The organism is Thermomonospora umbrina (assembly GCF_003386555.1).
GTDB lineage: Bacteria > Actinomycetota > Actinomycetes > Streptosporangiales > Streptosporangiaceae > Thermomonospora > Thermomonospora umbrina.
Genome location: NZ_QTTT01000001.1, coordinates 647,451 through 673,808 on the forward strand (window position 1 = coordinate 647,451; position 26,358 = coordinate 673,808).

The window sequence follows — 26,358 nt, forward strand, 5'->3', positions numbered from 1 at the left end:
CGCCGGCACCACCACCCCAAGGAAACCGCATGGCACCACTCCTGAAGGTCAGCGACCTCACCGTGCGCTTCGGCGGCATCACCGCACTCGACCATGTCGGATTCACCGTCGAGACGGGCCGCATGGTGGGGCTGATCGGCCCCAACGGGGCCGGCAAGACGACGGTGTTCAACTGTCTGACCCGCCGGTACGACGCCGACGAGGGGACGGTGGACTACGTGGGCACCGACCTGCTGTCGGTACCGCCGCACGCCATCGCCGCGCTCGGCATCGCCCGCACGTTCCAGAACCTCGGGCTCTTCCCCGGAATGTCGGTGCGCGACAACGTCCTGGTGGGCGCCCACAGCAGGGCCCGCGCCGGGTTCGGGTCCGCCGCGCTCCGCCTGCCCGCGGTGCGCCGTGAGGAGGCACGGCTGCGCGACGCGGCCGACGAGATCCTCGAACGGCTCGGCCTCACCGACGTGGCCGACCATCCGGCGGTCGGGCTGCCGTTCGGCACGCTCAAGCGGATCGAGCTGGCCAGGGCGCTGGCCGCCGGGCCGCGCCTGCTGCTGCTGGACGAACCCTGCAACGGGCTCAGCCACGGCGAGGTCGGTGAGTTCGCCGACCTGCTGCGCGCCATCCGGGCCGATCTCGAGGTGACGATGATCGTGGTCGAGCACCACATGGGCTTCGTGATGAGCACCTGTGACCGGGTCGTGTGTCTGGAGTTCGGGCGCAAGATCGCCGACGGCACCCCCGACGAGGTGCAGAACGATCCCGCCGTGCTGCGGGCCTACCTGGGGACGGCGGCATGACGTACCTCGAAGTCTCCGACCTGCGCGCCGGCTACGGCGACGGCCAGGTCCTGCACGGGATCGACCTGTCGGTCGAGCAGGGCGAGATCTGCGCCATCCTCGGACCGAACGGCGCGGGCAAGACCACCCTGCTGCGCGCCCTGTGCGGCACGATCCGCGCCAAGGGCACCGTCCGGCTGGACGGCACGGCACTGCCCCGCCGCCGTCCCGAGGCCGTCGCCCGGATGGGCGTCGCGCACGTGCCGGAAGGGCGCGGGACCTTCTCGCCGCTCACGGTCGAGGAGAACCTGCGGGTCGGCGCCTATCTCCGGCGCGACCGCGCGGGCGTGGCCGCCGACGTCGACCGCGTCTACGGCTACTTCCCCGTGCTCGAGGAACGACGCGCCCAGGCGGCGGGCAGCCTCAGCGGCGGCGAGCAGCAGATGGTCGCGCTCGGCCGCGCGCTCATGGCCCGCCCCCGGGTGATCCTCCTGGACGAGCCGTCGCTCGGCCTCGCCCCGCTGGTCACCCGGGAGTTGTTCCAGATCGTCCGGACCATCAACGAACAGGAGCAGACCACCGTGATCCTGGTCGAGCAGAACGCCCACCTCACCCTCGAGTTCGCGCACCGCGCCCACGTGCTGGAGGTCGGCCGGATCGCGCTGTCGGGTCCCGCCGACGAGATCCGCGCCGACGAGCAGGTCGCGAGGACCTACCTGGGTATCGGGGGGCGTTCATGACCGAGTTCCTGCAACAACTGATCGAGGGGCTCGGGGCGGGGGCGATCTACGCCAGTCTCGCGCTCGCCCTGGTCCTCATCTTCAAGTTCACCGGCATCGTGAACTTCGCCCAAGGCGAGATGGCCATGTTCGCCACGTTCATCGCCTGGCAGTTCGTCCAGGGCGGTCTGCCGTTCTGGGCGGCGCTCGGGCTGACCCTCGTCATCGCGTTCGCGGGCGGCATGCTCATCGAACGTGTCGTCATGCGGCCCGTGGAGCACGCGCCGGAACTGACCGTCGTCATCGTCACGCTGGGGCTGTTCATCCTGGTCAACGCGGCGGCGGGGTGGATCTGGTCGTTCACGATCAAGTCCGTGCCCAGCCCGTTCCCCAACGGCGCGCTGCACGCGGGAGGGGTGGATCTGAGCTACCGCACGCTCGGCGTGCTCGGCGTGGTCGCGGCGGTGATGGGGCTGCTGTACCTGCTGTTCCGCTACACCAAGATCGGGCTCGGGATGCGGGCGGTGGCCACGAACCCCGAGTCGGCGCGGCTGTCGGGCATCCGGGTGAGCCGGGTGCTGGCGCTGGGCTGGGGGCTGGCCGCCACGGTCGGCGCGGTCTCCGGCGTCCTGGTCGCGCCGGTGCTCTTCCTTGAGCCGAACATGATGGGCGGCGTCCTGATCTACGCCTTCGCGGCGGCGACGCTGGGCGGCTTCGACAGCCCGGTCGGCGCGGTGGTCGGGGGGCTGGTGGTGGGCGTGGCCGAGACGCTGGCCGGCGCCTATATCGGCGCGGTCGGCTCCGACCTCAAGATCGGCATCCCGCTGGCGATCATCCTCGTGGTGCTCCTCGTCCGGCCCCAGGGTCTCTTCGGCCGAGCGGTGGTGGAACGCGCATGACGACCACTCTGGACAGCGGGGCCTCGCTGCGGAGGCCCACACTGAACCGACCGACGATCGCCGTGGCCGTGCTGCTGGTGGTGGCCTGCGCGGCGCCGTTCCAGCTCGCGCCGTTCCGGGTCTTCCAGCTCACGCTCGTGCTCGTGTACGCGATCGCGTTGATGGGGCTGAACCTGCTGATCGGCTACACCGGCCAGATCTCCCTCGGGCACGGCGCGTTCTTCGCGGTCGGCGCCTACACCGCCGCGATCATGCAGCACCACTGGGAGATGCCGCATCTGACCACCCTCCCGGTGGCGCTGGCGGTGACGTTCCTGCTCGGGCTCGGGCTCGGCATCCCGGCGCTGCGGCTGCGCGGGCCGTATCTGGCGCTGGTCACGCTGGCCATCGCGGTGTTCCTCGGGCCGCTGCTCAAGCGGTTCTCCTCGGTGACCGGTGGCTCGATGGGGCTCACCCTGTCCAAGCCCGCCCCGCCCGCCTGGACGGGGCTGGCCGAGGACCAGTGGCTGTACTTCCTGGCGCTGGCGATCACGGTCGTCTTCGCGTTGCTGGTGGTGGGTCTGCTGCGGTCCCGGGTCGGCCGCGCGCTGAAGGCGGTCCGCGACAACGAGTCCGCCGCCGAGACGATGGGCGTGCGGCTGTCCTGGTACAAGTCGCTCGCCTTCGCCTGGAGCGCGATGCTCGCCGGGGCCGCCGGTTGTGTGAACACCTGGGTGATCGGCTTCGTCTCGCCCGACTCGTTCACCTCCACCCTGTCCATCACCCTGCTGGCCGGCATCGTCGTCGGCGGTCTCGGCTCGACCTGGGGCCCGCTGCTCGGCGGCGCGTTCACCCTCTACGTCCCCACCCTCTCCCAGGACCTCAACCAGGCCGCTCCGGGCGTGCTGTTCGGCCTGCTCATCATCGTGATCATGTACGTCGCCCCCACCGGGCTCGCCGGGCTGGTCGGCCGTACCCGTCGCCTCGTCCACCCCCTCCTCACACGGAAGAAGAAGTGACAGCCATGCGCAATCTGACCATCGGCGCGGTCATGATGACCGCCGCCACGCTCCTCGCGACCAGTGCCTGCGGCGGCCGTGGCGAAGAGGGCGGCACCACGGCGACGGGCGAGTGCAAGGGCCAGCAGACCACCGGCATCACCGACACGTCCATCAAGCTCGGCGGCATCTACCCGCTGTCCGGCCCGTCCTCGGCGTACGGCGAGATCCCCAAGGGCACCAAGGCGTACTTCGACCACCTCAACGCCGAGAAGGGCGGCATCAACGGCCGGAAGATCGAATACAGCTTCCGCGACGACGGCTACCAGCCGCCCAAGTCGGTCGAGGAGGCCCGCCGCCTGGCCGAGCAGGAGAAGGTCTTCGCCATCTTCCAGACACTGGGGACACCGACGTCCACGGCGGTCATGGAGTACGCGAACCAGCGGAAGATCCCGCACGTCTTCGTGTCCAGCGGCGCGTCCAAGTTCGGCGCCGACGCCACGAAGTACCCCTGGACGATCGGCTGGCAGCCCAGCTACCTGTCCGAGGGCCGCCTGTACGGGCAGTACGTCAAGACGGAGAAGCCCAACGCCAAGGTCGCGATCCTCTACCAGAACGACGACTTCGGCAAGGACTACCGAACGGGCTTCATCGAGGCCATCAAGGGCAGCGGCGTGACCGTCGTCTCCGAGCAGACCTACGAGGTCACCGACCCCAGCATCGACCCGCAGATGCGCAACCTCGCCGGCTCCAGGGCGGACGTCCTCCTCGACATCACCACGCCCAAGTTCGGCTCGCAGGCGCTCGCCGCCGACGCCCGCAACACCGACTGGAACCCGCTGCACATCATCAACACCGTGGCGTCCTCGCCCACCGTCCTCAAGCCGGTCGGCTTCAAGAACGTGCAGGGCATCGTCTCGGCCGCCTTCTTCAAGGACCCCTCCGACCCGCAGTGGGACGACGACGCCGAGATGAAGCTCTACAAGGACAAGCTCAAGCAGTACGCACCGGGCCTGGACTCGACGATCCCCTACTACACCCAGGGATGGGCGGCGGCGGCCTCCCTCACCAAGGTGCTGACCGCGATGAAGTGCCCCACGCGTGAAGGCCTCATGGAGTCCGCGCGCAACCTCCAGGGCGTGGCCTCGGAACTGCTCCTGCCGGGCGTGACGATGACCACCGGCCCCAAGGACGGCTACCCCATCGAGTCCCTGCAGCTCCAGAAGTTCTCCGGAGAGCGCTGGAACCTCTTCGGCAAGATCATCGACACGCGCGGCGCCACCGGCTGACCCTGTTCCACCCCCCCACCCCAAGGAGCCACGACATGCGTCCATCCACGCTTGTCAGACGCTCGGCGATCACGGTCGCGGCCTGCGCGTTCAGCGTGCTGCCGGCCGTCCCCGCCGCCGCCGACCAACCGACCGTCCGTACGGAGAGCGGAGTCGTCCAGAGCGCGACCGAGGCGGGAGCCGATCGCTACCTCGGTCTGCCCTACGCCCAGCCGCCGACCGGATCCCTGCGCTGGCGTCCGCCGGAGCCCGCCGCCCGCTGGAGGGGCGTCCGCCAGGCCACCCAAGCGCCGCCGCGATGCGTGCAGCGCACCACCGCACCCACCTCGGAGGACTGCCTCTACCTCAACGTCTACACACCGTCCGGCGCCGCACACGGCAAACGCCGCTATCCGGTCATGGTGTACGTGCACGGCGGAGCCCTGGTGTCGGGCACCGGCAGCGTCTACGACCCCACCGCGCTGACAAGGGACGACGTCATCGTCGTCACCCTCAACTACCGGCTGGGAGCCCTGGGATTCCTGGCCCATCCCGCGCTGACCGGCTCCGGCGGCAACTACGGCCTCATGGACCAGCAAGCGGCCCTGCGCTGGGTGCAGCGGAACATCGGCCGCTTCGGCGGCCTCCCGGGCAAGGTCACGATCTTCGGTGAGTCCGCGGGCGGGCTGAGCGTCCTCTCGCTCTTGGCCTCCCCCGGATCGGCGGGCCTCTTCTCCGCCGCCATCAACCAGAGCGGCGCCTACGCCCTGAAGCTGCCGGGCCTCAGCACCGCCCGGCAGCAAGGGACCGCCTTCGCCACCGCCGCCGGCTGCGCCGACCAGAGCGCCACCTGCCTGCGATCGCTGCCCACCGCGCAGGTCCTCACCCACCAGGGCGGCTCCGCCTTCCCCACGGTGGACGGCACGGTGCTGCCCCGGTCGCTGGACGACGCCTTCTCACGGGGTGCGTTCCATCGCGTCCCCGTGGTGAACGGAACGACCCGCGATGAGTCCACCTATTTCATCGCGGCCAACTACGACCTCATCGGCAAGCGGGTGACCGCCGAGGGATACCCGGCGGGCATCCAGGCCATGGCGTTCGTCTCGCCCGAACAGGCCCGGCGCGTGGCCGAGAAGTACCCGCTCGGCGACTTCCCCAGCCCGGCACTGGCCCTCGCCAAGGTCGCCACCGACGCCAACTTCGCCTGCCCGGCCCTCAACGTCGACCATTGGCTGGCCGCCCGCGTCCCCACCTACGCCTACGAGTTCGACGACCCCAAGGCACCGCAGCTCTACCTCGGCCCGGTGTCCTTCCCCTACGGCGCCTACCACGCCTCGGAACTGCAATACCTCTTCAAGATCGGCAACGCCGTCTACCCCGGCTCGCTCACCCAGGACCAGCAGACCCTCGCCGCCACCATGCGACGCCACTGGACCTCCTTCGCCACCCACCACGCCCCGGCCACGCGAGCGGTCTGGCCGCGCTTCACCGAGTCCGGCCAAAGCATGATCTCCTACCGCCTCCCGGCCCCCGCCACCTCCGACCGCTTCGCCACCGACCATCACTGCGGTTTCTGGAACGACCTCAGGACCGGCTGACCCACCGAAACACTCCCGCCCGCCCGAACCGTTGGGATGTGGGGGTCCGGACAGTCCGGCCCCCACATCGCAACCAGACGCGGTGTCCGAGCTACATCAGTCGCCCGGTGTCACGGCGTCGATCTTCTTCCCGAACTGCTCGACGTCGCGGACCCCGCCCCGGGCGGGCATAAGGTCCGAGTGCTCAGCGGCGAACCGAGCATCTCGTTGTCCCGCTCGGCTTGCGGCCAGATCCCGTCGGGGTACGGCGCGTAGAGGCGCGCCGCAGTGGGGATGGCCGGCGGTCGCCGGGCTGGGCCGCCAGCGGGTGATGTCGTCGAGAACGGCCACGATCTTGACCTTGGGGTTCAGTTCGGCCGCCTCGTCCGTCGTGACCCGCTTGTTCTTGCGCACTTCGATGTAGACGCGGTTACCTGCCCGGCGTCGCCGTGGAGAACCTTTCGACGGCGATCACGAAGGTCGCGTACGAGTCGGTGTCCCGTTCGTTGATCGCCTTGTCACCACTTACGAGACGGATTCCGTCCGTGACGCCGGCAAGTGTCCCCGACACTATGAGGTCGGATTCGCCGACAGCTTCCACGGGTGATGTCAACGGGGTGTAGTCGATGTGCTATCCCCTGCCGGTGGCGGCGGTGATGTCACGTGCCGACACGGCGGCGTCCTTCTCTGCGGAGGCAGCACCACAACCTGCGGTGGCCGGCTGGTCGAGTTGCTCGTTCATTGCGTAGTGGACCGCCTCTCGCTGTGGTTACCGGAAGGGAGCGGCGGCATCGTCGGTGATGCAGTAGCTGTGGGTGCGGTTGTCGGGCAGCCATGTCTCGGGGTACTCGGTCGCCTGCGCGGCTCCAGGGGTGAGGACGAGCGCCGTGACGGTGACGAGCGCCGGCACGGCCATTCGCCGACCCCCTCCGTGTGGGCGCGATGTCCGGCGTCGAACGCCTGCACCCCGACGACGGCACCGAGCCGGTCATCTCAAGTTGCACCACGAGGACCGCATCCTCGCCCACGCCAGGCTGCACGGCGTGCCCACTCCCGAGATCCTGGTCGGCAACGTACGCCTCAGCCAGAACGGCATCATGCTCGGGATGCTGCTGGAAGACCTAGGCGACCGGGCACGCGAGGCCGGCACCGTCGAGGGCGTGACGGCGGCGGTCGCCGCCCACCAGGTTCCGGCCCTTCGCGACCTGCCGGTGCTGGACGAGGCCGGACTCGCCAAGCTCCCAGCGCGGGCGATGACCTACCTCACGGTGCCCACCCTGGAGCGCCGCTGGGCGGGCAGCGACGATGTCAGGGCGGGGCTCGCAATGATCCGGGAACGGGCACCACAGTTGGCCGCCGGTGCCGGGGTCCAGCCTTGGGGTCTGGTGCACTTCCACCCCGCCTCCCTGCACATCGGGCACCGGGGGTGGCGGCTGCTGGACTGGGCGCACGGCCTCAACGGGCCCGGCCTGCTGGACCTGGCGTCCTGGCAGGGCACCACCCGGCCGCCCGACGTGCGTGCGCCGGCCCCCGCTGTGGATGCCCCGTGCGACCACGGCATCCCAGGTCTTGGTTGCCGTACGGAACCTGACCTTGGTGTAGACGGGCCCACCCGAGTCCCCACCCTGTGTGCATGCCCCCTTCTTGGTCGCCTTGACGGCGTTCGGCTCCCGACAGGTGGTCGCGGCGGTCGGTGTCGCCCGCCGGCCGGCGGATGTCCACAGTGGGCCTCGGGGTGCGGCGGGGATCCATGGCGTTGGTGAGCGCTTCCCTGAGCGCCATCACTCGCTGCACTGCGGCCGGCGGCGGAGGCCGGGTGACCTTCGGCTCGATGTCCTTGGGGGGCACCGGCGGGGTGGTCCCGCTCGCCCCGGCCGGAGTTCCGGCCGGGGGCGTGCTGCGCCGGTGGGAGCCTGGACCTCGGCGGCGGCTTCGGTGCCGGGCGCCGGGGCGGATCAGTCTCGTTCGGCGTCCTGGTCGATGCGCTGTCGGAGGTGGGCGTTGATGCGCTGGGCCTCGGCGAGTTGGTCTTCCAGGATGATGATGCGGCAGGCCGCCTCCAGGGCGGTGCCCTGGTCGACCAGGTCGCGGGCGCGTTGGGCCAGGCGCAGTTGGTAGCGGGAGTAGCGACGGTGACCGCCGGCCGAGCGTTGCGGAACGAACAGCTTGGCGGCGTCCAGGCCGCGCAGGAACCCGGGGGTGACGCCGAGCAGCTCGGCGGCCCGGCCCATGCTGTAGGCGGGGTAGTCCTCGTCGTCCAGTTTGTCGTCGAGCCCGGTGTCGAGATCGTTCTGCGCCGACCCGGGGTGCGGGTCGCGGTGTGCTGGGTCGGTGCCGGGCCTGACCGGCTGAGGTGCTCTCACAAAACCTTCCGTACTGTCGTGGGCGTACGTACCGGAGCATCTCCGGACGCGTTCCGGAAAACACGACGGGCCCCGGCGCCATGAGCGGCGCCGGGGCCATGAGGTACAACACCATCTACCCGGCGCTTCGGCCGGTTACCTTCCACGCCTGCCGCCTGAGGCGGGGGCGCGGGGATCGCGAATGCGTGACCGTAGACCACCGTCCAATCTGTGGGGCTGCGGTACCCGCGCGGCCTGACTAGAGACTGCGACGGGCGATCCCGATGGTGCCGCCGACCTCCTTCCGTGTTCATCCAACCTGTGTTTCTCGTGGTGTTGCGACGTGCCTTCGCGCCACCGCCGGCCCGTTGGCCGCCGGGTGCACGGCCGGCTGCCGGGGTCCCTTTCACTGCGTCGACCCCGGCACGACCGGTCCGTCTCATCCATCTGTGCGGGCAGTTCGTCATCTGCCGCGTCTCATGGACTTGTTCCTCTTCGATGACAGGAACACTACCCCACCCTGCCTCAGATATCTACCTCGACCGGCAGAGGTTTTCGGAGATCGTCCGGTGCGATCGTCTGCCTCCGGCACCTGAACGCTCCTCCGACCTCAAGCCTCCAGGGCCGTGCGCCGGGCGGTTTCCGCAGGTGAGGTGGGTGATGGCGCAACCCAGGGCGGCGGTGATGGGGACGTACCGGTCCAGTCCGACGCGGTGCGGAATCCGACGCCACACCGCCGGTGGCCGCGAGCAGCGGGTCGGGGGGCTACTTGATGGCGCCGACGGTGACGCCCCGGGTGAGGGTGCGCTGGAAGAGGACGAAGAAGACCAGGGCGGGGAGGATGCCGAGGAGGGCGGAGGCGCTGGACATGGTGGCGTCCATCATGCGTTCGCCCTGGAGTTTGCCGAGGGCCACGGGGACGGTCTGGTTGTCGTTGGAGATGAGGAGGATGAGCGGGATCAGGAATTCGTTCCAGGTCCAGATGAAGAAGAAGACGAACATCACCGTGAGGGTGGAGCGGCTCATCGGCAGGATGACGTGGGTGAGGGTGCGCAGACGTCCGGCGCCGTCGAGGTGGGCGGCCTCGATGACCTCACGGGGGAATTGGCCGAGCACCGAGGACATCAGGTAGGTGCCGAAGGCGCATTGGAGGACGGTGCAGATGATGATGACGCTCAGGCGGCTGTCGTAGAGGCCGGCCTCCTTGGCCATGGTGTACCAGGGGTAGATCATCGCCTCCTGCGGGAGGGTGTTGGCGATGAGGAAGAACGCCAGGATCCACGTCCGGCCCCGGATACGGCCGATGCCGAGGGCGTAGGCGTTGCACACCGACACGATGACGGCCAGGACGGCGACGGCGGTGCTGATGAGAATGCTGTTGAGCAGCTTGCCGCCGAAGTCGACCCGTTCCCAGAAGTCGACCAGACCCTCCAGGGAGAGGCCCTCGGGAAAGGCGAGGGGGCCATTGGCGGAATACTCGGCCGGGGTCTTGAAGGCGTTCAGCAGGACCAGCGCGAACGGCAGCAGCATGGCCACGGCGAGGACGGCCAGCGACACCAGGACCGCGAAACGAGGGAGGATTCTGTGGTTCATGAGTTCCGGTCCTGGAGCCGCAGGAACAGCGCCGCGATGACGAGGATGATGATCGCGAGCGTGGTGGCGATGGCCGAGCCGTAGCCGACGCTCGCCTTCTCGAAGAAGTTCTGGAAGGAGAAGTAGGACGGCACCGTGGTGGCGTTGCCCGGCCCGCCGCGGGTGAGCACGTAGATGGGGCCGAACACCTTGAGGGCCGCGATGGTGCAGGTCAACAGGACGACGAAGATCTCCGGCCGCAATTGGGGGATGGTGATGTGCCGGAACCGCTGGAGCCAGGTGGCGCCGTCGATGGCGGCGGCCTCGTGCAGGGACGGGTCGACGCGTTCCAGACCCGCCATGAAGATCACGATGGGGTAGCCGAGCTGGAACCAGACCATGACGGCCATGACGGTGGCCATGGCCAGGTCGGGGTCGCCGAGCCAGTCCTGACCGAGGGAGCCCAGCCCGATGGCGTCCAGGACGGAGTTGAGGGCGCCGAACTCCGGGTGCAGCATCCAGCCCCAGACGACGCCGGCGACCGCGATCGGCAGGAGCTGGGGAAGGTAGTAGGCGGCGCGCAGCGCGGTGACGGTCCGGCCGCCGAAGTGCTTGGCGACGAGGTCGAACATCAGCGCGGACAGCACCAGCCCGAGAAGGGTCGGAAGGAACGCCATGGCGACGACGAGGGCGGCGTTATGGCGGAACGACGTCCAGAAGAGGTCGTCCTTCAGCAGCCGCCGGTAATTGTCCAGCCCGATCCATTCGGGGTCGCCGACACCGGGCCAGCGGGTGAAGCTGTAGCCGACGTTCATCGCGAACGGAACGACGACCACCACCGTGAACAGCACCAGACCGGGCAACAGGAAGAGCCAGTAGCCGCGGTCACGGGCGCGGCGGGGCCGCCGTGCCGTGCGGTGCTGCGCGGCGGGCTCGGCCCGGGTGTGAACCGCCATGGGAATCCTCTCGGGGAGGAACGGCCCGCGCCGAGGCGTGGAACGGCGCGGGCCATCGAGAAGGGAACGGAAAGGTCAGCCGCCGATGTCGGCGAGGTTGTCCTCGTAGGGCTTCCTCATGTCGCCGAGGAACTGCTGGGGCGACTTGCTGCGGTTGAGCAGCGTCTGCGTTCCCGCCAAAAGGGTGTCGTAGTACCCGGGCACCGGCCAGTCGGGGTAAAAGGCCAGGCCGTCCTGGGCGACGAGGCGCTGATAGGTGGTCGCCAGGTCCTTGTACTTGGGGTTGGTGACGGCGCCGGGGTCGGCGGCCACGGCGACCGCGCCCTCGTTGGCGATGCGGTTCTGGATCCGCCTGCTCATCGTGAGGGCGATGAACTCCTGCGCCAGGTCCTTGCTGTCCGAGCGGGTGGGGACGACCCAGTGGTTTCCCGCCGAGCCGGGGTGCAGACGGTTTCCGGGGAACAGGAAGGTGCCCCATGCGAAGTTCTTGACCTCGGAGGTGAACCGCTCGTACCACCAGGTGCCGGAGATCACGACGGGGTACTTGCCGGCCATCCACGCGGTGCCCATGGCCTCGGCCTTGATGCCCGCGGAGTCCTTGGCCAGGTAGCCCTTGGAGACCCAGTCGGCGAACGTCTGGGCGGCGCCCGCCAGCTCGGGGCCGTTGAAGTCGACCTTGCCGGTGTAGCGCTGGTAGTCGTCCACCCATGACCGCTGGGCCCGGTTGAGGACGAACTCGTAGAACAGGTGCTGACCGGGGTACTCGTTGCCCGCCATGGCGATCGGAGTGACGCCCGCCTTGGTGAACGTGTCGAGCCCGGCGGTGAACTCCTCCAGCGTGGTGGGGACCTTGACGTCGTGCTTCTCGAACAGGTCCTTGTTGTAGTAGACCATCACGTACTCGGCGTAGTTGGGGACGCCGTACCACTTGTCGCCGCCCATGACGCCCTTGGCGTCGTACTTGGCCGTGGTCTGCAGGGACGGCGCGAGCAGCTTGTCCCAGCCCCGCTTCGTCACCTCCCCGGTCAGGTCGGTGAGCAGGCCCTGCCTGGCCAGGAGCCCGGTGGTGGCGTTGCCCTTGTTGTACTCCATGACGTCGGGCGCGCCGTCGGAGTTGAGGACCATCGGCGCCGTCTTCTGCATCTGTTCGAAGCTCTTCTCCTCGAACTCGACGGTGACGTCGGGATGGGTCTTGCGGAACTCGGCGATGGCCTCGGTCCACGCCTTGCCGATGCCGCCCTCGGGGTCCTCGTAGTGCCAGATGGTCAGGGTCTGGGCGCCGTCGCCGGATCCGCCGCCGCAGGCGGTGGCGGCCAGGGCGGCGGCGGCCAGGGCCGCCGCGATCCTCAGCTTCTTCACGAGAGGTTCTCCTTGTGGGGTGGTCAGACCTGGAACCAGGTCGTGGATTCGCCCGCGACCTGACCGGGGGCCGCCGGGGTGGAGGAGATCAGTGGGCGGGTCCAGGGGACGAGGTGGGGCTCGGCGCCGAACACGGTGACGCACACCAGGTCACCGCGCCGGAAGACCAGCACGTCCTCGCGTGGGGACGGCAGCCATTCCAGCCGTCCGGCGAAGCGGTGCCGCAGCGCCAGGGCCTCGCGGTGCAGCTCCCAGGTCGAGCCGGGCACGCCGGTCTGACCGGCGACGGCGAAGTCGGCGAACCAGTCCGGCTGCGGCAGCCAACTGCGTCCGGACACCGAGAAGCCGTACGAGGGCTCGTCCGCGGTCCACGGCAGGGGGACGCGGCAGCCGTCGCGGCCGTGGTCGGCGGGGCCGGACCGCAGGAACGTGGGATCCTGGCGGGCCTCGTCCGGCAGGTCGAGCACCTCCGGCAGCCCGAGTTCCTCGCCCTGGTAGAGGTAGACCGAGCCGGGCAGCGCGAGCAGCAGCAGCGCCGCCGCCCGCGCCCTCCGCACCCCCAGCGCGACGTCCACCTCGCCTCGGGGGCGGGTGTCGGGCCCTCCGGTCCGCCGGGTCAGCCCGAGCCGGCTCACCGTGCGGTGCACGTCGTGGTTGGCGAGCGTCCACGTGACGGTGGCCCCGGTGGCGGCGATCTCGGCCAGGCCGCGGGTGATCGACTCGTGGAACGCGGCGGCGTTCCACGGCTGGAACAGCAGGTCGAAGTAGAACGCCTGCGGCAGCTCGTCCGAGCGCAGGTACAGGGCCAGGTCGGCGACCTCGGGCACCCAGATCTCGCCCACCAGCGTCAGGTCCCGCCCGTACCCGTCGGCGAGTTCGCGCCACCGCCGCAGGATGTCGTGGACCTCCGGCTGGTTCTGCGCGTGGGCGTTGTAGTCGGGGTGGTGCGGCCAGTCGCGCAGGTCGCGGTCCTTGAACAGCATGTGCACGACGTCGATCCGCATGCCGTGCACGCCCCGGTCGAACCAGAACCGCAGCACGTCCTCGAAGTGGGCGGCCACCTCCGGATTGCGCCAGTCGAAGTCGGGCTGACCGGAGTCGAAGCTGTGCAGGTACCACTCGTCGCCGACCCGCGTCCACGCCGGACCGCCGAAGATGGAGCGCCAGTTGTTGGGCGGCTCGTCGCCGCGGCCGGGCCGGAACACGAACCGGTCCCGGGCGGCCCGGTCCCCCGCCAGCGCGGCCCGGAACCAGGGGTGCTCGACCGAGCAGTGGTTGGGCACCAGGTCCATGATCACCTTGAGGCCGTGCTCCTCGGCGGCCTCCAGCAGCCGGTCGAAGGCGGGCAGCCCGCCGTACCGGGCGTCGATGTCGGTGTAGTCGGCGACGTCATAGCCGTGGTCGGCGCCCGGCGAGGGGTAGCAGGGGTTGAGCCAGAGGCCCTCCACGCCCAGGTCGCTCAGGTAGCCGAGCCGGGCGCGCAGGCCCTCCAGGTCACCGATCCCGTCACCGTCGGAGTCGGCGAAGGAACGCAGGTAGACCTGGTAGATCACGGCGTTCCGCCACCAGGACGCGGTCAATGGGGCCTCCCCTGCGGTCGGGTGTGAGCGGGTGTCCAGGATCGTGGCATGGCTTGCTTTCGTTCGTCAAGAAACCTTCTGTCGCTTTCTTGACATCTCAAAGAAACAAGGTGAGGCTACGGATCGAGAGCCCCGCTGTGACCGGAGCCACAGGCTTCGCCCGCTCAGGAGACGGCATGCGCCAACCCCGATCGGCGGCTCCCGCCGCGAGGTCGCCGGAGGTCCCGGCGGGACGCGCGTACGGGCGAGTCCGTCGGGAGGCGTGCGCGGCGGGCCCGGCCCTCAGCGGCTCACGTGCACCGCGTCACGGATCACCAGGCAGGCCGCGCCCCGTGCCCACAGGTAGTCGTCGGCCACGTCCACGATCAGCGTGCAGTCCCGCGCCGCGGAGGAGAAACCGTGCGCCTCCAACGACGCCTCACAGGCCGGCCCGAAGAGGTCGTGGGCGCCCGCCCGCTCACCGGTCACGACGATCTTGTCGAGGTTCAGCAGGTTGCACAGCACCGCCAGGCCTCGGCCGAGCGCCTCCCCCATCGACGCGAACGCCGCCACCGCCGCCGGCTCGCCCTGCCGGGCGAGGACGACGGCCTCCTCCATGCTCGCGCACTCCAGGCCGGACGCGGCGATCCGCCGCATCACCGCCACGTCGGAGGCCACGGTCTCCAGACAGCCGCGGCTCCCGCACGAGCACAGCGCCCCCTCGTGCTGCACCGGTACGTGCCCCAGCTCACCGCCGAGCCCGGCCACCCCCACGTACGGCTCCCCGCGCAGCACCAGCCCGCACCCGATCCCCGCCCCGACCGTGACGACGGCGAACGAGTCGCTGTCGCGCCCCTCCCCGAACCACCGCTCGGCGATCACCAGCGCGTTCACGTCGTTGTCGGCGACGACCGTCAGGCCCACCAGCTCGGCGAGCCGTCCCGCCAGGTCGACGTCCCGCCAGCCCAGCACACCGGAGTACACGCATCGGCCCGACCGGGAGTCCACATGCCCGCCCAGGCCGACACCCACGCCCAGCAGCCGCTCGCGCGCCCCCGGGGCCGCCTCCAACAACTCGTCCACCACCGCCGCCGCCGTGTCCAACGCGTACTCGGGCGAGTACCCCGGCGGCATCGACACCCGCATCCGCGACAGCACACCCGCCTCGAGGTCCGTCAGCACCGCCGTCACGTGCGCCGGCGCCAGCTTGACGCCGATCGCGTTGTGCACGTCCCGCGCCACCCGCACCAGCCGCTGCGGCCGCCCGTTCCCCGAGCTGCGCTCACCGGCCTCCACCAGATAGCCCAGCTCCACCAGCGGGTTGACGATCTTCGTCACCGTGGACTGGGACAGCGACAGGCGTCGCGCCACCTCGGTGCGCGACAACGGACCGGAGCTGAGGATCTCGGCGAAGATCTGCGCCTTGGTCCCGTCCCCGGCCGACTCGGGCTCCGCCCGCCCCAGCCTCCCGCCGCCACGGCCCATCGTGAACCCGACCCCGAGCTTGTCCGTCATGCCCCCAGAGTACTTTCTTTCATGAAGACAGAAATCACCCGCCTCCGCTCCGTGCGGGCCCTGTTCGAACACGTCCATCCGACCATCGTGATCGGGGGTGGGCCCGGCGCGTTGATCGGCGGGGTCGTCGCGGGTGGAGGTCACGCGGTCGACGATCTAGTGGGCCGCGTTCGGGGACGATGCGGGCGGTGTGCGGGGAAGTCGGACCGTGACCAGGAGGCCGCCGGTGGGGCGGGGTGTGAGGTCGAGGGTGCCGTCGTGTGCTCGGACGATGCTCTGCACGATGGCCAGCCCGAGGCCGACGCCGGCGTGCTCGTCGGTGCGCGTGCGTTGTGTTCCGCGTTGGAAGGGCTCGGTGAGGGTCGGTATCAGTTCCGGTGGGAGTCGATGGCCGGTGTTCTCGACCTGCAGCACGCTCGCGTCGTGCTGCGCCGCGGTGTGGACCATGACGATGCCGCCGACGGGGAGGTTGTGGACGATGGCGTTCTGGACGAGGTTGGTCGCCATGCGCAGGAGGAGCGCCGCGGAGCCGTCGGTGTGGGCCTTCTCGCCGGTGACCTCGAGGGTGATCTGACGGCGTTCGGCGAGGGGGAGCAGCGTCTCGGTGGCCTCTTCGGCGACGAGGGACAGGTCGACGGGCTCGCGGGTGAAGCTTCCGCGGTCGGCGCGGCTCAGCAGCAGAAGGGCCTCGGTGAGGTCGATCGCCCGCGTGTTGACGGTGTCGAGGCGTTCGATGAGTTCGCCCTTGTCGCGCGTGGGGTCGTTGCGGGCGACGTCGAGGAGCGACTTGGAGATCGCCAGCGGGGTGCGCAGTTCGTGGGAGGCGTTGGCGGCGAACCTCTGCTGTTCGGCGACGTGGGATTGCAGTCGTTCGAGCATGGTGTCGAACACGTCGGCGAGTTCGCGGAACTCGTCCCGGCGGCCTTGAAGGCGGATCCGGTGGGACAGCGATCCGCTCGCGGCCATTCGTGCCGCGTCCGCGATCCGGGTGAGCGGTGCGAGCATCCGGCCGGCGAGGATCCACCCGCCCACGAGGCCGAACACCAAGAGGAAGGCCATCGCCGTGGCCGCGCGGGGAACGAAGGCGCGCTCGAGGTCGGCGCGGCCGGGTCGGTACACCGGCGGCGGCCCCTGGGGCCAGCCCGGCCCACCGGGCCGTCCGTTCCCCGGATGCTCGGTGACGAGCGCGCCCTCGGGTACGTAGCGCAGCAGGAACACCCACACCACCGCGAGCAGGAGGGCGCCGGCGACGAGGAGGAACCCGGCGTAGCTGAGGGTGAGCTTGAGTCGGGCGCTGAGCCCCGGGCGTCTATTCATGGGCGCCGTCGGGACGGGCGGGGTCGACGTCGGTGTCGATGCGGTAGCCGACGCCGGGCACCGTGGCGATGAGCCAGGGTTCGCCGAGTCGTTTGCGCAGGGCGGAGATGGTGATGCGGACGGCGTTGGTGAAGGGGTCGGCGTTGGCGTCCCAGGCCCGTTCCAGCAGCTCTTCGGCGCTGACGACGCCGCCTCGGGCGGCGACGAGGACCTCGAGCACGGCGAACTGCTTGCGGGTGAGCGCGACGTGGCGTCCGTCGCGGAACACCTCCCGGCGGAAGGGGTCCAGCCGCAGGCCCGCGATCTCGGTGACCGGAGGTCGGGCGTGGGCGCGCCGGCGGTCCAGCGCCCGCAGCCGCATGACCAGCTCGCGGAGCTCGAACGGTTTGGTGAGGTAGTCGTCGGCGCCGAGCTCGAACCCCGTGGCCTTGTCGTCGATCCGGTCGGCGGCGGTGAGCATGAGGATCGGGATGCCGCTGCCGGAGGCGACGATCCGCCGGGCGATCTCGTCGCCGGAGGGGCCGGGGATGTCGCGGTCCAGGACCGCGAGGTCGTAGGTGTTGACGCTCAACAGCTCCAGGGCGGAGTCGCCGTCGGCGGCGATGTCGGCGGCGATCGCCTCCAGCCGCAAACCGTCACGGACGGCCTCGGCCAGGTAGGGCTCGTCCTCCACGATCAACACGCGCATACCCGAACCCTAAGCAGCACGGCATATCGCCGACGTATGCGGACCGTCACGGTGACCGTGATTTTCCGCTGCCTTTCGCGACGTCCGCCCGGTCTCCTCGGATCGACGGGGTCATGGCTCCACACGCTCGGGCCCGGGCACGGCGGCGGCGTCGACGAGGCGCGCGACCAGTTCCTCGTAGGACAGTCCGGCCGCGGCGAACATTCTCGGCACCTGGGACCGGGCCGTCATTCCCGGCATGGTGTTGACCTCGTTGAGGACCGGTCCATGGTCGGTGAGGAAGAAGTCGATGCGGGCGACACCGGCGCAGCCGAGCGCGTCGAACATCCGCAGCGCCGCCCCGGTCAGGGCCTCCCGGTCGGCGCCGTCGAGGTCGGCGGGCACGCTGAACCGGGCCGAACCGTCGTACTTGGACCGGGTGTCGAACAGGCCGTCGGCGTGGATCTCCAGCGGCGGCGACGCCCATCGACGGCCGTCGGCCTCACGCAGCACGGCCACGTCGATCTCCCGGCCCCGCACGACGTCCTCGATCAGGATCCGGTCGTCGAATCGTGCCGCATGGCGCAGCGCCTCGCGCAGCCGGGAGGCGTCGCGAGCCAGGGAGACACCGAAACTCGACCCGGCCGAGACCGGCTTCACCACCACGTCCGTCGCGAACCCGACCTCGGCGATCTCCGCCGCCGCCACCAGCCTGCCGGGAGCGGTGGGGATCCCCACGGCCTCCGCCACGAGCTTGGTCGCCCATTTGTCCATGCAGACCGCTCCGGCGCGCAGGCCCGAGCCCACCATCGGCGTGTGCGTCAGGGCGCACAACGCCGCGAGGGTCCCGTCCTCGCCGAACGGTCCGTGGACCGCGGGGAAGACGACGTCGGCGCGTTCGATGACGTTCAATGCCCCGGCCAGGGAACCGATGGTCCGCGACCCGAGCGCGTCCGCCCCTCGCCTCCAGATCCCGTCGCGGTCGATGGTCAACTCGTCGACGGCGAATCCGCCGGAACGCAGCGCCTCCGCGACCGCCTCGGCGGTGGCCAGGGAGACGTCGTGCTCGGCGCTCTCCCCGCCGCCGATCACCACGATGCGTCGTGTCATGCGATGCTCCTTCTCACGCGCGGCCCGATGCCGGTGACGATGGTGTGCGGAATGGTCCCGGCCCAACGAGCCCAGTCCCGGAGGCCGGGGGTCGCGCCGCCCTCGGGGCCGAACACGGTCGCGGACGTGCCGACCGGGAACGCCTCGGCGCCGGTATCGATCACGATCTGGTCCATCGAGACCCGTCCGACGATCGGGAATCGGCGACCGCGGATCTCCACGCCGGCCTGGGGCAGGCGCTCTCGCGGGATCCCGTCGGCGTATCCGAGGGGGAGGACGCTCAGGTGGGTGGCGCGATCGGTGACGTACGTGCCGGCGTAACCGACCGGTGTGCCGGCCGGGGCCGCCGTCGTGTGCACGATCGGTGCGGTCAGACGGGACGCGCCGTGCATCTCCACCGTCCCGGAGGGGTCGATGCCGACCAGTCCCGCCCCGACGCGGACCATGCCGAAATGTGTCGCCGGGTCGGTCAGCGTCCCCGACGTGGCCGCGAGATGGGCGAGCGGCGAACCGAGCCCCGCCGCCCGGACCGCCCGCCGCGCCTCGTGCATGCCGGCGACCGCCGACGCGTTCGCCGCGGGGTCGGCCCGGTCGGCCAGCGGGAGATGTCCCATCACACCCACGACGCGGACCCTCCGAGCCCGTTGACCGCGCCGGGCGAGACCGATCAGTTCGTCCCACCGCCCGCGGGGACAGCCGCCACGGGACATTCCGGTGTCCATGTGGAGATGAATCCGCACCGGCGACGCGGCTTGCGCGAGAAGCGCGCGGAGCTCATCCACCGAACCGACCGCGACGTCGACCCCGGTGGCCGCCGCCGCCTCGGCGTCGATCCCGCTGGGGTGCAGCCAGGTGAGGATCGGCACCGCCAACCCGGCGGCGCGCAACGCCGACGCCTCCGCGACGCTCGTCGTCCCGAGCCATCCGGCACCGGCGGCGACGGCCGCCCGGGCGACCGTGACGGCGCCGTGGCCGTAGCCGTCGGCCTTGACCACGGCCATGATCGTGCTCGCGGTCCGCGCACGCATCTCGGCCACGTTCGCGGCCACCGCCGACGGCAACGTCTGCAGGGTCGGCGGTCGCCAGGCACCCGATCGGCGCTCGAGCGCGACCGAGACCCGATTCACGGCCGCGTCCTCGGGTCCGCGTACCTCGGCGGGCGACCATCGTCGACGACATCGAGACGCGGTTCGTCATGCCGAGATCCATGGCCATGGATCGGACGCAGCCCGTACGCGGCACCGTGCTCGGACGGCCGGGCCGCGGCATCCGGATGCGGCAGCCTGACCGGCTCGACCGTCCGGTACTCGAAGTGCCACCACTCGTTGTCGTAGACGCGGTAGAGCCCGTACCGCCCACCGTGCCGTTCGAGCCACCGCGCGCCCTCGGTGGGCCGGACGTCGAGCGCGAGCCCCCGCACGTGGCCCGACTCCTCCGGGGGCAGCACCCGGCGTCGCGCCGCGGCCACCGAGCCGGTGCGCCGCACCTCCTCGATGAAGATCCGGTGCTGGTGCGCCGCGTCGCGATGGCCCGAGGTGAGGCCGATCAGTTGCCCGTCGCGCCAGAACGCCTCGGCCCGGGCGTGCGTGAACGCCGTCAGCGTTTCCGGTGCCAACCCGTGCAGATCCTCGGCGGGGAAGCGCATGCCCAACGCCCACTGGCAGGCCAGGAAACGCGCGCGTCCCGGTGCGCGGCAGAAGGCGATCGGCACCAGCAGCACCGCGACGAGCCGAGTGGCGATCGCCAGGGCGCGCTCTTTGATCCCCAAGGGTGAATCCACCACGGCTCACCACCGAAGGGACGGGCGGTCGGCGAGCGCCGGGCGGCGGCGCGGGGCGGTGATCGCCGCACCGACGAGCCCGCTCCTGCGCGTACGTCGGGGCGACAGGGCTTCTGATCTGCTGCGGTTCATGCTCCCAGGGAAGACGGAAGACTGTTGCGGTGGCGTATGCGGTTTTCGATACGTTCGCGATACACGCCGTCCTCCGCCATAAGAGAGCCCGCCCTCCCGCCCGCGGCACGTTCCGTCCACCGGTACGGCGTGGTTGCCTCAGCTCCGGCCAAGGCGTTGAGTGATTCGTCGACCGCGTCCAGGGGGATGAGCGGCCTCGGTGGCCGGGTCCGACGGCGGCCATGGCGCGTGTGGTGATCGCGCCGTGTCCGCGGAACGTCGTGCGCCCCTACCGTCCCCGGCCCCACGACGATCTTCTATGCCAAGGAAGCCGATATGCCCTTCTTGTTGGGTCCGAGCGGTTCCGGGGGCGGCGGAGGGCGCCGGATGCGGTGGCCGGTGGCCGTCGGTGCGGTCATCTCCTTGGCCGTGGGCTCGTTGATCGCCGGAGGTACGAGCGCCGGGCGGTCAGGGCGGGCGTTGTCCACGGGATGCCCGGCGCGGGTGGACGCGTCGGCCTTCGCCGACGCGGGCGAGTTGGAGCGACTCAACGCCCGCATCGCCGGGTTCGGGTTGCGCACCACCGCCTCCCCCGCCCACGACCGGTTGCTCCGCTGGCTGGAGGGCCGGCTGAAGCGCATCCCCGGCATGAGCGTCCGTTCGGACTCGTACGTGATCAGGCGCTGGCAGCCCACGCCGAAGGCGGCCACCGGTCCGGGACGCGATCTGGGCGAGGCCGGACGACTGGCCGTGCTGAACGGTGGGCGCGCGTCGGTGCGGGTGGCCACGGCGGGCGCGGTGCCCTATTCCCGGCCCACCGGCGCGGCGGGGCGGACCGGCCGGCTGAAGTACCTGCCGAGGGATCGATCGATCACGGCCGCCAACGCCCGCGGCCGGATCGTGATCCGTGACGTGCCCGACACGCCGATCCCGAACGCGAGGTCGGGACCGCCGCGGAAGACGCGAGCGGCGGAGGGCTCCGGACGGCCGTACACGGCGAACTTCGGCCCGGACCTGCTGGCGGCCGGGCGGGCGGGCGCGGCCGGTGTCGTCTTCGCCTGGGACGTGCCCGCCGGCCAGGTGCGGGGCTATTTCGACCCGCACCAGGGCACCCACTGGGCCGTCCCGGCGGTGTGGGCGGGTGTGGACGAGGCGGTCCTGCTCAAGCGGATGGCCGCCCGAGGTCGCACCGCGCGCATCACGGTGCTCGCCGAGGCCGACGACGCGTCCACCCGCAACCTCATCGCCACCCTGCCCGGACGCGGCGGCGAGCGGATCGTCGTCAACACCAACACCGACGGCAACACCTGGGTGCAGGAGAACGGCAACGCCGCCGTGCTGGCGCTGGCCCGCTATCTGGCGGCCCTGCCCGCACGGTGCCGACCGCGCACCTATGAGTTCGTCTTCTCCACCGCCCACCTGCACATGTCCAAGGAGGGAGCCGAGCGCCACGCCCGCCGGCTCGACTCCCGGTACGACTCCGGCTCGGTGGCGTTCGTGTTCGCCGTCGAGCATCTGGGCACCCGCGAGATCCTGCCGGTCGACCGCACCGACGGTCCCGGCCGACGCCTGGTGTTCACGGGCAGGGGCGAGCCCTACGGCTGGTTCGCCGGAGAGAGCCGCGTTTTGGCGCAGGCGCTCAAGAAGGCGGTCGACGCTCGGGGCGTCCCGCAGACGATGGTGTTGCCCGGTCTGGACCCGCCCGACGCCTCCCGGGTGCCCGTCCACTGCTCCTTCGGCGGGCTCGGGACCGCCTACCAGCGGCGCCTGATCCCCACGCTGGCCGGCGTCTCCGGCCCGTGGTCGCTGTGGGCGCCCTCGTTCGGCAGGCGGGCCATCGACTTCCACCGGATGCACGCCCAGACCCTCACCGTCGGCGACACCCTGCTCGCCCTGGACGACCTGCCGCGCGCGGCCCTCGCCGGCGAGTACCCGGCCGAACGCGCACGCCGAGCCGCCGGCAACCCCACCTGCCCGGCCGAGACCTACCCCGAGCAGGCCCCCATGCGTTGAGCAGGCCGGTCTCGGCGATGGTCATGCTCGGCCAGGGAGTACGGGCGCGCCCGCCCGGGCGGTGACGGTCGTCACGGCCCGGGCGGGGTTCCCCTAAACGCCTACCGCCGGCGCACCCGGAAGTAGGCGTGGCCGCTCGGGGTCGAACGGGCCCGGCAGTAGCCGTACACCCGGTGGCGGCCCGACGGAGTGGCCGACGGCACGCGCACCCGGACGGTGCGGCGGCCGTGCAGATAGATCTGCCCGAACGAGGTGGGCCCGTCGATGAACCCTCGCCGAGGCGTCCTGGCGCACCTGATCGTGACCCGGATGTGGCGGCCCGCCCGTACCGTCCGCGGGTGGACGGACATCCGCACCCTGGCCCGAGCCGGCGCCGCCCGACCGGCGACGGGCTCGTCGGCCCTGGCCGTCCGAGTCGTCTGAGCGGTCTGAGCGGTCTGCGCCGTCTGGGTCGTCTGCGCCGCCTGCGCCGGGCCGGTGGCCACGGCGTAGGCGCCGAAGGTCGTGACGGCGACCGCCGTCACGGTGAATGCGCGCATTGATTACCCCCCGAAATATGCGCTAATCCTGCCTTGCGGGACCTGCCCCGCAAACGACCGGTTCAACCCCGAACGGGGAACGGCTCGCACCGCCGACGGATCATTTGCGCAAACCCGCATTTCTTCCGGACAACCCCGCCGTTGCGCCATCGAACGACCAAAAGAGAATTGGATCAATGGAAACTTTGCCTCTCCATTGAATGGGGATGGCCCACGCTGCTACCTTGGCCGACACGTGGCCGGCCCGGAGCGGCGAAGGGCCATGGCGAGGGTTGGCGTTCCTTTTGGCCTTGAACGTCGAACGGTCTCCGTTGGGCGACGGCGTCGCAGCAGGATCCCGTGACGGAAGGGGTGTCCCACCTTGGTGGCGCAAGACGACGAGTCGGTGTATCTGAACCCTGGCCATTCAGCCCCGGACCGCCCCCTCGGGCCCGCCGAGAAGGCATTCCTCGGGTATGAGCGGGCCCACCCCGGGACCAATCTCGGGATCGGCGGGCTGGTCCTCTTCCACGGGAAGCCCCCCACCATGGCCGAGATCTACGAGCAGGCGCCCCTGCGGCTGCCGGAGCAGCCGCTGATGGGATGCGGGCTCACACCCGGATCGTTTCGGCAGGCCGCATGGCGTCCGCGCCCGACGCTGGACCTGACCCGGCACTGCCGCGAGCGGATCCTGCCGGCGGGTTCGGGCCGGGCCGCGCTCCTCGGCGCGGTGAACGAACTGCTCGCCCTACCGTTCACCCAGGGCGATCCGCCGTGGCGGCTCTGGATCATCCACGGCTACGACGACGACGAGTTCGCCGGGCTCTATCTCGGCCATCACGCCCTGCACGACGGCGTCTCGGCCATGAAGAACGTGGGCCGCCTCATGTTCGGCGAAAGACCCGAGACGGTGGGCCCGCGCATTCCTCGCGGCACCGGTCGACCCCGGCCCCTGCGGGCGGCCCTCGGCGCCTGCCGACTGGCGAGCGGGCTTTTCCCACCGGCCATGAAAATCTCGGACACCGCGCTCACCGGTGAACGCCGCCTCGCCTGGGCGACGACGAGCCTGGAGCTGATGCGCGAGATCGGCAAGCGGCACGACACGACCGTCAACACCGTTTATCTCGCCGCCCTCACGACGGCGCTCCGTGAATGGCCCGACTCCCCCTGGCACGAACTCCAGGAAAAAGGGCGGCCGCTCTGGGCCCTCGTTCCCGTCAGCACCAGGGCCGGCGGTGAACACGGCGACACCGACGTCCGCATCGCGCCCGAACGGGGACGGCTGCCCTGTGCCGAGCCCGATCCGGTGCGGCGACTGGCGATCCTCAAGGACGTCACCGAGCCCATCAGGGCCAGCACCGCGGTCGACTCCGAACGGATGCTCCGCACGAGGATTCCGCGGTGGCTGAGCCAGTTCGTCCTGTCCCAGGCGTTGAGTCCGCGCACCGCCCATCTGCTCGCCACCAACGTCCCCGGCATTCGGCAGCCGTGCGACGCGCTGGGCCGGCCCGTGCGCGAGATCGTTCCGCTGTCGTTCCTTCCCGCGGGGCAACGGCTCGCGGTCGCGTTGACCTGCTACCGGGACCGGGCCTGCGCCGGCTTCATGGTCGACTCCGGCCACGGCGACGCGGCCGACGAGCTGGCGGAGAGATGGTGCGCGGCGATCGAGGAGCTCAGGACGGCCGTCCCCGCGCCCTCGATCCCATGACGCCGCCCGAAGGCGCCGGGCGCACGCACGCACCGCAGGCGTTCTGGCAGCCCAACGGGCAGCCGGCGGCGTTCGGCCGGGAGGCGCTCACCGCGTACGCGGCACGGGTCCGTGATCCGGTGCACGTCATCGCCGACGCCGGACTGGGCGTGGGATTGGGGATGGGCGGCCGCGCCGGGAGCGGGCGGGACGGCTACCGGTTGCTCGGCACCGTGCCCCCGCTGTATCCGGAGTGGCTCGGTGATCGCTCGTTCTGCGAGGCGCACGGCCTGCGTTTTCCCTATGTCACCGGTGAGATGGCGTGCGGCATCGCGACGGTGCGCATGGTCACCGCCGTGGCCAGGGCCGGGATGCTCGGGTTCTTCGGCGCCGCCGGGCTTCCGGCGGACGAGGTGGAACGGGCCGTCGTGCGACTGTCCGCCGGTCTCGGCCGGTCCGGGGGCTGGGGCGTCAATCTCATTCACGATCCGGGCGCGGAGGACGTCGTCGCCGATGTGCTGCTGCGGCACGGGGTCGAGCGGATCTCCGCCTCGGCGTTCATGGACCTCACCCCGGCCGTCGTCCGGTGCGCCGTCTCGGGTCTGCGGGCCGATCACACCGGCCGGGTGGTCCGCCGGACCCACCTGTTCGCCAAGGTCTCGCGACCGGAGGTGGCGGCGAAGTTCATGGCACCCGCCCCCGCCGCGATCCTGGCAAGGCTGGTGGACAGCCGGCTCATCACCGAGGAGGAGGCGGCGCTCGCCGCACGCATCCCCGTGGCGGGCGAGGTGACGGTGGAGGCCGACAGCGGCGGTCACACCGACAACCGCCCATTGGCCGCCGCCTTTCCGGTGATCTGCAGGCTGCGCGATCGCCTCGGTGAACGCCACGGCCATGACACACCCGTCCGGATCGGCGCCGCCGGCGGCATCGGGGACCCCGCGGGCGTCGCCGCGGCGTTCGCCCTGGGCGCGGCGTACGTCGTCACCGGTTCGATCAACCAGCTCACCGTGGAGGCCGGTGTGTCGGACGCCGCCAAGGAGCTGCTCGCCCGGGCCGGGATCGCGGACACGGCCATGGCGCCGTCGGCCGACATGTTCGAGGCCGGGATCAAGGTGCAGGTGTTGCGGCGCGGCACGATGTTCGCCGGCCGGGCGGCCCGCCTCTACGAGATCTACCGTGACCACGGATCGCTGGAGGAGATCCCGGCGCGGACCCTGGCGGGTCTCGAACGCGACCTGTGGCGCGCCTCGGTGGACGACGTCTGGACGGCCACCCGGGAGTTCTGGGCGGAACGCGACCCCGCACAGCTCGAACGGGCGGAACGCGACCCGAGGCACCGGATGGCCCTGGTCTTCCGCTGGTATCTCGGCATGGCCGGCCGATGGGCGATCGTCGGCGATCGGGACCGGGTGACCGACTACCAGCTCTGGTGCGGCCCCGCCGTCGGCGCGTTCAACGAATGGACCGCGGGCTCCTTCCTGGCGGAGGGCGGGGAGCGGACCGTCGCCCAGGTCGCCTACAACCTGCTCGAGGGAGCGGCGGCCCTCACCCGCGCGCACCAGCTCCGCGTGCACGGGGTGCCGATCCCGGTGGCCGCGCTCTCCTTCGCCCCACGCCGACTGATCTGAAAGGG

General features: G+C 70.9%; 24 protein-coding genes. 10 read left to right on the plus strand and 14 right to left on the minus strand.

Translation table 11 applies throughout. The features are described 5' to 3' along the window. Positions 1–29 precede the first annotated feature (29 nt). From DFJ69_RS02845 to DFJ69_RS02870, 6 genes are read left to right on the plus strand one after another with little or no spacing between them, the layout of a single operon-like run. Positions 30–797 carry an ABC transporter ATP-binding protein gene (locus DFJ69_RS02845; RefSeq protein ID WP_116021035.1) on the plus strand — a complete coding sequence of 256 codons (768 nt, stop codon included), beginning with the start codon at positions 30–32 and terminating at the stop codon, positions 795–797. Next, positions 794–1,516, plus strand: coding sequence for an ABC transporter ATP-binding protein (locus DFJ69_RS02850; RefSeq protein WP_116021036.1), 723 nt, complete (start codon positions 794–796; stop codon positions 1,514–1,516). The genes DFJ69_RS02845 and DFJ69_RS02850 overlap by 4 nt, the downstream gene beginning before the upstream one ends. Then, the gene (locus tag DFJ69_RS02855; protein WP_116021037.1) at positions 1,513–2,394 is read left to right on the plus strand and encodes a branched-chain amino acid ABC transporter permease; all 882 of its coding nucleotides are present in this window, start codon (positions 1,513–1,515) and stop codon (positions 2,392–2,394) included. The genes DFJ69_RS02850 and DFJ69_RS02855 overlap by 4 nt, the downstream gene beginning before the upstream one ends. Then, positions 2,391–3,392: a branched-chain amino acid ABC transporter permease gene (locus DFJ69_RS02860; protein WP_116021038.1), complete on the plus strand. Its 1,002-nt coding sequence runs from the start codon at positions 2,391–2,393 to the stop codon at positions 3,390–3,392. Before DFJ69_RS02855 ends, DFJ69_RS02860 begins: the two co-directional genes overlap by 4 nt. A gap of 5 nt (positions 3,393–3,397) precedes the next feature. Further along, positions 3,398–4,660: an ABC transporter substrate-binding protein gene (locus DFJ69_RS02865; RefSeq protein ID WP_116021039.1), complete on the plus strand. Its 1,263-nt coding sequence runs from the start codon at positions 3,398–3,400 to the stop codon at positions 4,658–4,660. Positions 4,661–4,695: 35 nt separating this feature from the next. Continuing rightward, positions 4,696–6,237, plus strand: coding sequence for a carboxylesterase/lipase family protein (locus DFJ69_RS02870; protein WP_116021040.1), 1,542 nt, complete (start codon positions 4,696–4,698; stop codon positions 6,235–6,237). Positions 6,238–6,333: 96 nt separating this feature from the next. Here DFJ69_RS02870 and DFJ69_RS02875 read toward each other — a convergent pair whose 3' ends face one another. Together DFJ69_RS02875 and DFJ69_RS34070 are read right to left on the minus strand one after the other, a co-directional pair. Beyond that, positions 6,334–6,630 (minus strand): hypothetical protein, encoded by a 297-nt coding sequence (locus DFJ69_RS02875; protein WP_116021041.1) that lies wholly within the window; start codon positions 6,628–6,630, stop codon positions 6,334–6,336. A 355-nt stretch (positions 6,631–6,985) separates the two neighbouring features. Continuing rightward, entirely contained in the window at positions 6,986–7,132 is a 147-nt protein-coding gene (locus DFJ69_RS34070; protein WP_170177523.1) for a hypothetical protein, read from the minus strand. A gap of 82 nt (positions 7,133–7,214) precedes the next feature. Between DFJ69_RS34070 and DFJ69_RS02880 the strand changes: the two genes are divergently transcribed. Beyond that, the gene (locus DFJ69_RS02880) at positions 7,215–7,979 is read left to right on the plus strand and encodes a hypothetical protein (RefSeq protein WP_116021042.1); all 765 of its coding nucleotides are present in this window, start codon (positions 7,215–7,217) and stop codon (positions 7,977–7,979) included. Between the two features lie 192 nt (positions 7,980–8,171). Here the strand turns inward: DFJ69_RS02880 and DFJ69_RS02885 are convergent, their stop codons facing one another. The 11 genes from DFJ69_RS02885 to DFJ69_RS02935 form a co-directional block, all read right to left on the minus strand. Next, complete coding sequence (locus DFJ69_RS02885) at positions 8,172–8,447, minus strand: MerR family transcriptional regulator (RefSeq protein ID WP_116026349.1); 276 nt, start codon at positions 8,445–8,447, stop codon at positions 8,172–8,174. A gap of 876 nt (positions 8,448–9,323) precedes the next feature. Continuing rightward, on the minus strand, positions 9,324–10,151 hold the full coding sequence (locus DFJ69_RS02890) for a carbohydrate ABC transporter permease (protein ID WP_116021043.1): 828 nt from the start codon (positions 10,149–10,151) through the stop codon (positions 9,324–9,326). After that, complete coding sequence (locus DFJ69_RS02895; RefSeq protein WP_116021044.1) at positions 10,148–11,086, minus strand: carbohydrate ABC transporter permease; 939 nt, start codon at positions 11,084–11,086, stop codon at positions 10,148–10,150. The genes DFJ69_RS02890 and DFJ69_RS02895 overlap by 4 nt, the downstream gene beginning before the upstream one ends. A gap of 75 nt (positions 11,087–11,161) precedes the next feature. Then, positions 11,162–12,445, minus strand: coding sequence for an ABC transporter substrate-binding protein (locus DFJ69_RS02900; protein WP_116021045.1), 1,284 nt, complete (start codon positions 12,443–12,445; stop codon positions 11,162–11,164). Positions 12,446–12,468: 23 nt separating this feature from the next. Next, the gene (locus DFJ69_RS02905; RefSeq protein WP_211328494.1) at positions 12,469–14,025 is read right to left on the minus strand and encodes a glycoside hydrolase family 13 protein; all 1,557 of its coding nucleotides are present in this window, start codon (positions 14,023–14,025) and stop codon (positions 12,469–12,471) included. 282 nt (positions 14,026–14,307) lie between these two features. Next, positions 14,308–15,519, minus strand: a complete 1,212-nt coding sequence (locus tag DFJ69_RS02910) for an ROK family transcriptional regulator (protein ID WP_211328495.1) — start codon at positions 15,517–15,519, stop codon at positions 14,308–14,310. Between the two features lie 156 nt (positions 15,520–15,675). Beyond that, positions 15,676–16,836, minus strand: coding sequence for a sensor histidine kinase (locus tag DFJ69_RS02915; protein WP_116021047.1), 1,161 nt, complete (start codon positions 16,834–16,836; stop codon positions 15,676–15,678). Beyond that, positions 16,829–17,524 carry a response regulator transcription factor gene (locus tag DFJ69_RS02920; RefSeq protein WP_116021048.1) on the minus strand — a complete coding sequence of 232 codons (696 nt, stop codon included), beginning with the start codon at positions 17,522–17,524 and terminating at the stop codon, positions 16,829–16,831. Before DFJ69_RS02920 ends, DFJ69_RS02915 begins: the two co-directional genes overlap by 8 nt. A 111-nt stretch (positions 17,525–17,635) precedes the next feature. Next, a complete protein-coding gene (locus tag DFJ69_RS02925; protein WP_116021049.1) occupies positions 17,636–18,613 on the minus strand; it encodes a D-alanine--D-alanine ligase family protein in 978 nt (325 codons plus the stop codon). Next, the gene (alr, locus tag DFJ69_RS02930) at positions 18,610–19,740 is read right to left on the minus strand and encodes an alanine racemase (protein ID WP_211328496.1); all 1,131 of its coding nucleotides are present in this window, start codon (positions 19,738–19,740) and stop codon (positions 18,610–18,612) included. The genes DFJ69_RS02925 and alr overlap by 4 nt, the downstream gene beginning before the upstream one ends. Next, positions 19,737–20,381, minus strand: a complete 645-nt coding sequence (locus tag DFJ69_RS02935) for a M15 family metallopeptidase (protein WP_116021050.1) — start codon at positions 20,379–20,381, stop codon at positions 19,737–19,739. The genes alr and DFJ69_RS02935 overlap by 4 nt, the downstream gene beginning before the upstream one ends. Positions 20,382–20,891: 510 nt before the next feature. On the opposite strand from DFJ69_RS02935, the gene DFJ69_RS02940 reads away from it, so the two are divergent. Next, positions 20,892–22,517 carry a hypothetical protein gene (locus DFJ69_RS02940; protein ID WP_116021051.1) on the plus strand — a complete coding sequence of 542 codons (1,626 nt, stop codon included), beginning with the start codon at positions 20,892–20,894 and terminating at the stop codon, positions 22,515–22,517. 101 nt (positions 22,518–22,618) lie between these two features. Here the strand turns inward: DFJ69_RS02940 and DFJ69_RS02945 are convergent, their stop codons facing one another. Next, a complete protein-coding gene (locus tag DFJ69_RS02945; protein ID WP_116021052.1) occupies positions 22,619–23,056 on the minus strand; it encodes a hypothetical protein in 438 nt (145 codons plus the stop codon). A gap of 364 nt (positions 23,057–23,420) precedes the next feature. Between DFJ69_RS02945 and DFJ69_RS02950 the strand changes: the two genes are divergently transcribed. Both DFJ69_RS02950 and DFJ69_RS02955 read left to right on the plus strand, forming a co-directional pair. Continuing rightward, the gene (locus DFJ69_RS02950; RefSeq protein WP_116021053.1) at positions 23,421–24,743 is read left to right on the plus strand and encodes a wax ester/triacylglycerol synthase domain-containing protein; all 1,323 of its coding nucleotides are present in this window, start codon (positions 23,421–23,423) and stop codon (positions 24,741–24,743) included. Continuing rightward, the gene (locus tag DFJ69_RS02955; RefSeq protein WP_116021054.1) at positions 24,740–26,353 is read left to right on the plus strand and encodes a PfaD family polyunsaturated fatty acid/polyketide biosynthesis protein; all 1,614 of its coding nucleotides are present in this window, start codon (positions 24,740–24,742) and stop codon (positions 26,351–26,353) included. Before DFJ69_RS02950 ends, DFJ69_RS02955 begins: the two co-directional genes overlap by 4 nt. The last annotated feature ends 5 nt before the right edge of the window (positions 26,354–26,358 follow it).